Origin of the sequence: Streptosporangium sp. NPDC002544 (assembly GCF_040295965.1) — a bacterium.
GTDB lineage: Bacteria > Actinomycetota > Actinomycetes > Streptosporangiales > Streptosporangiaceae > Streptosporangium.
On the sequence record NZ_JBEOWJ010000006.1, the window covers coordinates 354,217 to 363,327 of the forward strand.

Below are 9,111 nucleotides of genomic sequence, written 5' to 3' on the forward strand. Positions count from 1 at the left end.
TCGAGAACCCCGTCTCAGTAGTAGGTGACATTCGGCCAGCCCAGCTCCATGCCTTGACCGGCCATCGATTCCTGGACCTCGGCCAGCAAGCCCGGCGTCGCGGTGACCTGGTGCGGCTCGGTGTCTCGAGCCACGCAGAACGACGCCAGGTGACCGGCCGCCTCGCCCACGGTCCACTCGACCGTGTGGACCCGGTAGCACCCGTTGGTGATGTGCGTGGTGCTGATGTTCTTGCCCGCGGCGATCACGTTCCGCACGCGCTCGGGAACCAGCGCGCGCATCGGGACCTGGAACGGCCAGGCCGGTACGTCGATGTAGTTGTCCCCACCGGTCGAGGGGTGCAGGTCGATCCGGTACGAGCCGATCCCGACGCTGTCGTGGTAGGAGACGGCCCCCTCGGGGCGTACGGCCACCGCGAGGTCCTGCTCCACGATCCGGTACTGCCCGCGGATCCGCCGCGACTCCCTGATGTACGGGCGCATCGCCAGGCCGTCGGCGGTGCCGGTGACGTCGGGACGCAGCCGCAGGCCGGGCCAGCCGGAGCCGCCGTCGGGCCGGGGCGCCTCGGCCTGCAGCCAGTAGAGGAAGCTCATGCTCTGCGCCCGCGCCGCGGCGGTGTGGGCCGCGTTCTGCTCGGCGGTGCCGCCGATGACCGGCCCGCCCAGGTAGTCGATCATCGGCCAGTTCACGATGGTGATGTCGCTGTTGAACGCACCCGGCCGGAAGTGGTTGCGGGCCAGGATCCGCCGGAACGTCCACAGCTCGTCCGACCCCGGGTCCTTGCTCTGGTCGGCGATGATGCTCGTCGGGTCGTCGTCCGGGTTCGGGGTGAAGACGTAGCGCCGGGGTTCCAGCGTGTGCGGGTGCGGGGCGACCCAGCCGAACTGGGGGCCGTGCCACCACTCGGGAGCCAGCGCCCGCCATGCGGCGTAGTCGTCCGGCTTGTCGATCGTGTGGTTCTCCCCTGCGTGGTGCGAGAGCGCGAAGCACACCGACACCGCCTGCATGTTGTCCGGCCGCGCGGTCGCTGCGGCGTGCGGCTCGCCCGTGTCGGCCTGCGACTCGGCGCCGGTCGCGAACTCGGTGCCGGTGATCGGCAGCACGTCCCCGGCCTCCGTGGCGTCCAGGACGAACCTGGCCGTGACGGTGACGTCGCCGCCCGTCTCCAGGTCGTGGAACCCCATCGCCGTCACGTGGTCGCCGTCGACCTGGGCGGTCGCCGGGACGTGCCGGCGCAGCACGGTGATCTGCCCGGCCGCCTGCCACGGAGCGAGCATGGCCTCGATCACCGCCAGGGCCACCCGCGGCTCGTGGCACAGCGGGCCGACCCGGCCCGCGCCGGGGTTCAGGTGCGCCAGCGACCTCGACGCGGACCGCAGCGGGTACCCGCGCCGGTAGTACTCACGGATGCCGTCGCGTAGCCGCCGGTAGCTCGCGGTGCTTCCGAAGGCCTCGATCCAGGGATGTTCGTCGGGCGGGACGAGCTGCGTCGTGAGCTGCCCGCCCAGCCAGGATGTCTCCTCGGTGAGCACCACCTGCGCGCCGTTCCCGGCCGCGGCCAGCGCGGCCGCGACGCCGCCCAACCCCCCACCGACCACCAGTACGTCTGCGCGGAACTCGGTCACTCATGATTCCTTTCGATTTGGGCCGCTGGTCTGTCCAGCGACGAAGGTGCATGACAGCGCGACGGCCTGCGGCTCGACCTCTTCATCCGACTCGAGCTGCTGGACCAGCAGCTCGACCGCGCGTATCCCCATCTCCCGCCCCGGTATCCGGAAGCAGGTGAGTTCCGGACCTGGTACGTCGTCCGGCGGGTCGCTGAGCGCGGCCACCGAGCACGCGCCGGGCACGTCGACGCCCATCCCGCCGAGGAGGTCGAGCAGCCGGAGCGCGACCACCGACTCGTGGGCGATGAACGCGGTGGCTCCGGCCTCCAGCAGCCGCCGTACCTCCTCGGCCGACGGCCCCTCCTCCTTGCGGACCGGCAGCACGAGCCCGCCGGTGTCGAGCCCGTGCCGGCTCTGGGCGGCCCAGAACCCGGTGTCACGGTCGGCGGACGGTTCGCCCGGATCCGCCGCCGTCAGGTAGGCGATGCGCTCGTGCCCGAGGCCCACCAGGTGGTCGACGACCTCCCCGGTCGCGGTCGCGTAGTCCGCGGTGACGTAGGTGATGGGGCCGGGCACGTCACGACGGCCGATCAGCGCGAACCTGAACCCCTCGTCCCGCAGCCGGACGATGTCGTCCCGGTTGGTCTCCTTGCCGAGCAGCACGCACCCGTCGGCGAGCCCCAGCCGGTTGACGCCGTCGCGGTAGATCGACCTGCTGCCGTCCGAGCCGGTGGCGCTGGTGAACATCAGCATGTCGTAGCCGAGCGCCTCAGCCGCGGCCTCGACCCCCACCAGGAACGGGTAGTAGAAGTCGTGATGGTCCATCGGGAACAGCGACTCGAACGTGTAGACACCGATCAGGCGGTTCATCCCGCCGGCCAGGCTGCGCGCCACCGGATCGACGACGTAGCCCAGGGATCGGGCCACTTCGAAGACGTGCTGCCTGGTCTCCGGGGGGATCCGTATGGTGTCCGACTCCCTACCGTTGATCACTATGGAGACCGTGGTCTGCGAGACACCGGCCAGCTTGGCGATGTCGGACTGGCGCGGCCTGCGGCGGGGTGCATCCTTCACCGGCGATCGTTCCCTTCCTCGAGATGCTCCAACTCAAAGGAAATCTCGAACGGACGATCCCACGGGAAGCACACGCTGCCGGGCACAATGCGAAACTTGTCGGCCGGCGGGCCGAGATCCGCGAGCAGATCGCCCAGTTCCCGCTCCACCAGGTCCGGTCGGACGGCCGTCCCGGCGGCGAGAACCCCGCGCCGCGCGGAGGTCTGGTACCCCCAGTCGTCGAGCAGACGATGGGTGAGGGTGCGGGCGTGCTCGGCCAGTTGCCGGTCGTCGGCGGCCAGCAGGCGGCTGCACCCCTGGGCCAGCGCGCTGCCGATCGTGTTGCCCGCGGTGTTCCACGCCGCGTACCCGGCGAGGCGCCGGAGCAAGCCGGCGTCGCGCAACGCCATGACCAGCGCGGGGTCGGCGCCGTTCGCGTCGGCGACGTCCGCCACCGCGACCGGGCGCCCTGCGTCCAGCAGGTCGCGCGCCCGGCCGGCGAGGCACACCGCATCGTCGCCCGGCCGCTCTGGCTGGTCCGGCCCGGAGCACCAGTCGCGCGGGGGTAGGCCCGGAGGGTGCACCGCGAGCACCAGGTCGGCCTGGGCGGCGTCCTCGACCAGGACCGCGCCGATGGCGGCGACCTGGTCGGTGATCGTGTCGCGGACGGCCACGTCCTCGTACGCCGCGATCCGTCCGAGGGCGTCCGGGTCGAGGCAGGCGACGGCCACCCTCGGGCGCAGGCCGGCGTGCTCCAGCGCGGCCCGCGTGGTCAGCACGGCGCCGGCCTCGTCGGCGCCCGGGAGGCAGCTGATCCGGTCGCCCAGGCCGAGGCGGCCGATCCAGGCCTCCAGCCACTCCCGCTCGCTCGTGGACACGCTCTCGACCGTGCTGTCCTCCACCAGGATCGACAGCGTGTCGACGACTCCCTCCGCCACCAGCTCGACGCAGGCCAGTTGCATGGCGTGCAGGCGCATCCGCCGGGTGAAGAAGTCCGCGACGAACGGCTCGGGGATCTCCGCCCTGGCGTGCGCCGCCGCGTCCGGGCGTCCGTGTTCGGCCCGGTAGAGCTCCTCGGACAGGGCGAAGAACCGCCGGCCGTGCCGGTCCCAGTACTCCGGCTCGGCCCCGGCGCCGTCGGACTTCCTGGTCCGCATCAGTGTCACGAAGGCATGGACGGGAAGTTCCGGCCGGCCCGCCCGGATCCGGCGCAGCACGTCCAGGCGGGCCAGCGTCCGGGCCAGCGGCTCGGTGGTGCGCCGCGAGGCGACGAATCCGCCATGGGCGAGCTGGTTGACGCTGACCACGACGGCGTCGCTGTCGCCGGCGGCATCCTCCAGCCACCGGGCCGTGCCGTCCATGTCCGCGGGTACGCCACGTGCCGGCAGGAGCCCGGCCGGCGGGAGCCGCAGCCGGGTTCCGGCGGTGCCGGCCAGCCCGGCGACGTGGCCGGTGTTCACCGGCCGGTCGTCGAGCGGGAGCAGCGTCACGACCGGTCTGCTGTGACTCACCCCTTCACCCCTCCCGCTCCCAGCCCCTGCACGAAGTGCCGCTGACCCGCGACGAAGATCACCAGGACGGGCACGATCGCGAGGAACGTCCCGGCCATCAGCGGGCCGTACTGGGTCACGCCGCTGCCCGCGAACGAGCTGAGCGCCAGCGGCAGCGTCTGCATCTGCGGCGACGACACCGCCACCAGCGGCCACAGGAAGTCCTCCCAGGCGCCGGTGAAGGAGAGGATGGCGATGGTGGCGACGATCGGCCGGGCCAGCGGCATGTAGATCTGCCAGAAGATGCGCAGTTCTCCGGCGCCGTCCAGCCGACCGGCCTCCGCCAGCTCGCCCGGCATGTCGAGGAAGTACTGCCGGGCGAGGTAGATGTTCAGCGGCTGCACCAGCATCGGCAGCACGAGCCCGATGTGCGAGTCCAGCAGCCCGGTGCCGCCCTGGCCGAACAGGTCGTTGCCGCCGGCCAGCGGGAAGCCCTTGACGATGAGGAACAGCGGGATCAGCTGCACGATGGACGGCACCATGGCGCTGCCCAGCACCGTGGTGAACAGCAGGCGCGACCCGCGGAAGTCGATCCGCGCCAGGGCGTAGCCCGCCGCCGTCGCCGCGACGCAGTTCCCCGCGACCGTGAGCGTCGCCACGATCAGGCTGTTGGCCATCGCCCCGGGGATGTTCGTGGAGTTCCAGACGTACGCGAAGTTGTCCAGCGTCGGCTGGTCGGGCAGCAGCTTCGGCGGGTAGCTGAACACCTCGGTCTTCGGCTTGAAGGCCAGCGACACCATCCAGACGAATGGCATCGCCACCAGCAGGGTGACCACCCCGGCGAGGAGCGTCCTGCGCCGGCCGGTCCCGCCGGTACCCGGTCGTGCCGTCCGGGCCGTTCGCACGTTCACCGCCGGCCTCCTCTCGCCATCGTGCGGATGCTGAGGTAGGCGAGGCCGAAGATCAGGCAGAACAGCAGGAACGCCATGGCGCTCGCATTGCCGAGCCGGTAGTGCTCGAAGGCCTCGTTGTAGATCAGCATGTTCAGGACGGTCGTGGAGGACAGCGGACCTCCGGAGGTCAGGACGTAGATCTCGGAGAAGGACTGGGCGAGGTAGATGAGGTCGACCACGACCACGTACGTCGTGATCGGCACGAGCAGCGGCAGGATCACGTGCCGCAGCGTCCGCCAGCGCCCGCAGCCGTCCACGGACGCGGCCTCCAGCAGCGAGACCGGGACCGCCTGGAGCCCCGCCAGGAAAATGATCATGCTGCCTCCGAGCGCCTTCCAGGCCCGCATCCCGATCAGCGACACCAGGGCGGTGTCCTCGTCGGTGAGGAACTTCACCGGTGGCAGCCCGACCAGATCCAGCAGGTAGTTGAACAGCCCGTCGTGGGAGTACAGCCACAGCCAGATCATGCTCACCGCCACCAGCGGCACCACCCGCGGCAGGTAGAGCACCGCACGGAACAGAGCCACACCCGGAAACCGGCCGTTGACCAGGAGCGCCAGGGCGAGGGCCGCCGGCACGGCCAGGATCAGCGTGCCGAAGGAGTACTGGACGGTGATCCAGATGGCGTGCCAGAACTCGCCGGACTGGAGCACGGCGAGGTAGCCGTCCAGGCCGTGGAACCTGGGCCCGCCGCGTTCGACGGGGTTGTACGAGGTCAGGCTCAGGTAGAAGCCGTACCCGATCGGGATGATCGTGACCAGCGACAGCGCGAAGGCGGCGGGCAGGACCAGGATCCAGCCCGCTCTGCGCTGGGCCGAGTGGAGCGGGCTCCGCCTCGGCCGGCGTACCGCCACGGGATCGGGCCTGGGGGACGTTCCCGGCGGCCGGGTCTCAGTCACCATGATGTAGCTTCATCCGTTCGAGATCCGTTCGAGTCGGCCGATCAGTTCTGCTTCGCCAGGCCCGCGGCCTTCGACGCCGCGCGGTCGAGCGCCTCACCGGCGGACGCCTTGCCGCGCAGCGCGGCCTCGATCTCCTTGGCCAGCACCTCGCGCTGTTGCGTCCACGTCTCGACGTTGGGGTTCCCGCGGAACTGGGCGGCGGCGTCCATGTAGGGCTTGATGTACGGCTGGGCGGAGAGCTCGGGGTCGGCGGCCAGGGAGGCGCGCGCCGGGATGCCGCCGACGGCCTGGACGTACGCCTTGGCGTTCGCCGGCTTGAGCAGGAACTCGATGAACTCCCACGCCTGGTCCTTGTGGCCGGAGTCGGCGCTGATGAACAGCCCGTTGCCGGCTCCGCCGAACGACGCCGCGGTGGTGTCCTTCAGCGGCGGGGCCAGCTTGATCTTCGCGGCGATGTCGGGAGACTGCTCGTGGATGCTCTTGAGCGTCGCCTCGTCGATCACGGCCATGGCCGCACGTCCGGTGACCAGCGGGTGCTGTGCCCCCGCCCCGCTCGTCGCCTCGCCCAGGCCGGTGGCCACCGCCTTCGGGCCGTTGTAGAAGTCGGCGAGGAACCCGAGCGCGCGCTTGCCCGCCTCGGAGTTCCAGGTGATCTTCGTGCCGCTCTCGTCGACGAAGGTCCCGCCGGCCTGGAACAGGAAGCTGCCGAACGCCTGCGACATGCTCGTCGGGTCGTCGGCGGGGAAGATCACGCCGGAGCGGGTGATGGAGTCGCCGTCGCGGACGACGAGCCGGTCCGCCGCTGAGCGCAGGTCCTGCCACGTCGCGGGCGGGGAGGCCGGGTCGAGGCCCGCCTCCTGGAACAGGTCGGTGCGGTAGGCGAGCAGGTGGCCGAAGCCGCGCAGCGGCATGATGATCTGCTTGCCGCCCACCTTGCCCTGGTCGAGGAACGTCAGGTCCGCCACGTCCGCGGCGGGCATCTTGGCGAGGTAGTCGTCCAGCGCGATCACTCGGCTATTGGCGGCGTATCCGGCCGCCGCGGCGTTGCCGTGCCCGAAGACGTCAGGCGCGGTACCGCCGGCGAAGGCGGTCGACAGCCGCGTGGCCAGGTTGGCCCAGTCGACGAACTCGACCTGGACGTCGACCTTGTGCTCCGCCTCGAACGCGGGGACCAGTTTCTCGTTCACCCAGGAGACCTCCTCGGCGAGATTGCCGGGGAACCAGACCCGCAGAGTGCTCGCGTCATCGCCGGAGCCACCGCTGCCGGCGGCGGTGCCGCCGCCGCATCCGCTCAGAACCATAACCGCGATGAGACCGGCCGCCAGGCGCGATGCGCCACGCAGCTTTGTGATCATCTGTACCTCCTCAGGGGCTGCATCCAGCTCGATAATGCGCATCATCTTGGTGGTGATGCGCATTATCAGTCAAGACCAGATCTTGACAGCCGGACGATCAGGTCGAAACACTGGCCGAACTTACAGCCGCGATAATGCGCAACACCAGAAGAGGAGGGACCATCCCGTGGTTCCCGCTCGCCGAGCAGTTCGCTCGGACAAAACGCACGCGACTCCCCACACCATGACAAACCGCCGACGCCGTAGCGCCCGGCTGTGGTGGGTGAGCCTCACGGCGGTGGCACTGCTCGCCCCCGCCACCACGGCCGGCGCGTCGTCTCTCGGGCACAACCCGCCCCACCCCGGCGGCGCCCCCGTGGGCATCAGCAACATGGTGGGAACGCCGATCCCCCCACACGCCAAGCCGGAGAACAATCCGCGCTTCGTCGCGCAGTTCCACGTCGAGATCGACAACTCCACCGGCGGCGCCATCGAGCACGTCGCGCTGGACGGCACACGGACGGTGCTCGGACACGTGCAGCGGCCGGCGACCGCCACCGTCAAGGCCAACGACGGTTTCTGGGCGTCGAAGTACTCGCGCGCCGTCGACGGCACCGCGGGACACCTGCTCGCCACGTCGGTCTACGTGCTGCGCTCCAAGGTCTGGCCGGAGGAGAGCTACGACCCGCTGCGCTACGAGAACTTCGACCCGGCCACCGGCGAGCGCGACTGGACCACCAGCCTGCTCAACATCCGTCCCGACCGGTACATCGGCGCCGACTGGGGCAACTGGCTGGCCGACACCATCTACACCGACATCCCGGGCGGCTCGGGGATCTTCGGTGGGAAGAGCTCGCTGCCCACCGGCGCACCGCTGTCCTACTTCGACGAGGCGAAGCAGGCCTGGCTCCCCATCGCCGAGCACTTCCGCGCCAACCCGGACGCGGCGCCCCCGCGCAAGCTGCGCTTCACCGCCTACCAGCCCCTGGTGCGCAACACCTCGCCGACCTACCTCGAGTTCGAGAACTGGGCCGCGGGCGACACGGTCGCGGGGAAGACGCACAAGAAGAACGGCGGGATCTACGTCGGCTACGCCCGGGGTGAGAAGCGCCGGGTCGCCGACGTCGTCCAGCGGGTCCAGGGCACCGGGCGCTTCGGCGGCACGGAGTTCGCCCACATCGGCCAGATGGACACCAACCACCCCGGCGCGATGACCTTCTCGACCTCGCCGTACGTCGGCTTCAGCTGGGACGAGAACGTCCGCGGCGGCTTCCAGATCGTCCCGGCGAACCACGTGAAGTTCCTCAGCAACGACCTCGGCCAGAACTCGTTCATGGGCCGACCCCAGTGGCTCATCGTCGGCCCGGTCGGCGCCGACCCGAAGCGGCTGACCGACGAGCGGTACATCATCGACGGCAAGACCTCGTTCTCCCCCGGCTGGGAGGCGATCGCGCCGGTGTTCGGCATGTACGCCCGGACCACGTTCGACCCGGCCAAACTCGACGAGTCCACCTACTTCGAGGTCTCCTACGACTACGGCAAGACCTGGCAGCTAAGCCCGGAGTTCACCGGAGTGCACGCCCCCAGCACCTGCCAGGCGGCGAACTGCCCGCAGAACTGGACCAACATCCGGGTCCACCTCGTCTACCCCGAAGGCCCCTGAGCGATCGCCGGCCCCCCCCCCCCCCCGGCCGCCGGCCCGCGCCCCCCCCCCCGGCCCCCCCCCCCCCCCCCCCCCCCCACAGGGCACGGCGGGGGGGGCGGGGGGCCCC

General features: G+C 70.7%; 7 protein-coding genes. 1 reads left to right on the forward strand and 6 read right to left on the reverse strand.

Going from position 1 to position 9,111, the window contains the following annotated elements:
• Positions 1 to 14: 14 nt before the first annotated feature.
• Genes ABT061_RS12050 through ABT061_RS12075 form a run of 6 tightly spaced genes read right to left on the reverse strand, consistent with a single transcriptional unit; the run spans position 15 to position 7,360 of the window.
• A complete protein-coding gene (locus ABT061_RS12050; protein WP_350915535.1) occupies positions 15 to 1,625 on the reverse strand; it encodes an FAD-dependent oxidoreductase in 1,611 nt (536 codons plus the stop codon).
• Positions 1,626 to 2,681 (reverse strand): LacI family DNA-binding transcriptional regulator, encoded by a 1,056-nt coding sequence (locus ABT061_RS12055; protein ID WP_350915537.1) that lies wholly within the window; start codon positions 2,679 to 2,681, stop codon positions 1,626 to 1,628.
• On the reverse strand, positions 2,678 to 4,171 hold the full coding sequence (locus ABT061_RS12060) for a DUF4127 family protein (protein ID WP_350915539.1): 1,494 nt from the start codon (positions 4,169 to 4,171) through the stop codon (positions 2,678 to 2,680). Before ABT061_RS12060 ends, ABT061_RS12055 begins: the two co-directional genes overlap by 4 nt.
• Positions 4,168 to 5,061, reverse strand: coding sequence for a carbohydrate ABC transporter permease (locus tag ABT061_RS12065; RefSeq protein ID WP_350915541.1), 894 nt, complete (start codon positions 5,059 to 5,061; stop codon positions 4,168 to 4,170). The genes ABT061_RS12060 and ABT061_RS12065 overlap by 4 nt, the downstream gene beginning before the upstream one ends.
• Positions 5,058 to 6,005 carry a carbohydrate ABC transporter permease gene (locus ABT061_RS12070; RefSeq protein ID WP_350915543.1) on the reverse strand — a complete coding sequence of 316 codons (948 nt, stop codon included), beginning with the start codon at positions 6,003 to 6,005 and terminating at the stop codon, positions 5,058 to 5,060. The genes ABT061_RS12065 and ABT061_RS12070 overlap by 4 nt, the downstream gene beginning before the upstream one ends.
• 41 nt (positions 6,006 to 6,046) lie before the next feature.
• Complete coding sequence (locus tag ABT061_RS12075) at positions 6,047 to 7,360, reverse strand: ABC transporter substrate-binding protein (RefSeq protein ID WP_350915545.1); 1,314 nt, start codon at positions 7,358 to 7,360, stop codon at positions 6,047 to 6,049.
• Positions 7,361 to 7,583: 223 nt separating this feature from the next.
• On the opposite strand from ABT061_RS12075, the gene ABT061_RS12080 reads away from it, so the two are divergent.
• Positions 7,584 to 9,002 carry a hypothetical protein gene (locus ABT061_RS12080; protein WP_350915547.1) on the forward strand — a complete coding sequence of 473 codons (1,419 nt, stop codon included), beginning with the start codon at positions 7,584 to 7,586 and terminating at the stop codon, positions 9,000 to 9,002.
• Positions 9,003 to 9,111: the final 109 nt, after the last annotated feature.

Coding starts and splice junctions, on each gene's coding strand:
- ABT061_RS12070 (WP_350915543.1), bottom strand. CDS start 6,005: ATGGTGACTGAGACCCGGCCGCCGGGAACGTCCCCCAGGCCCGATCCC.
- ABT061_RS12075 (WP_350915545.1), bottom strand. CDS start 7,360: ATGATCACAAAGCTGCGTGGCGCATCGCGCCTGGCGGCCGGTCTCATC.
- ABT061_RS12080 (WP_350915547.1), top strand. CDS start 7,584: ATGACAAACCGCCGACGCCGTAGCGCCCGGCTGTGGTGGGTGAGCCTC.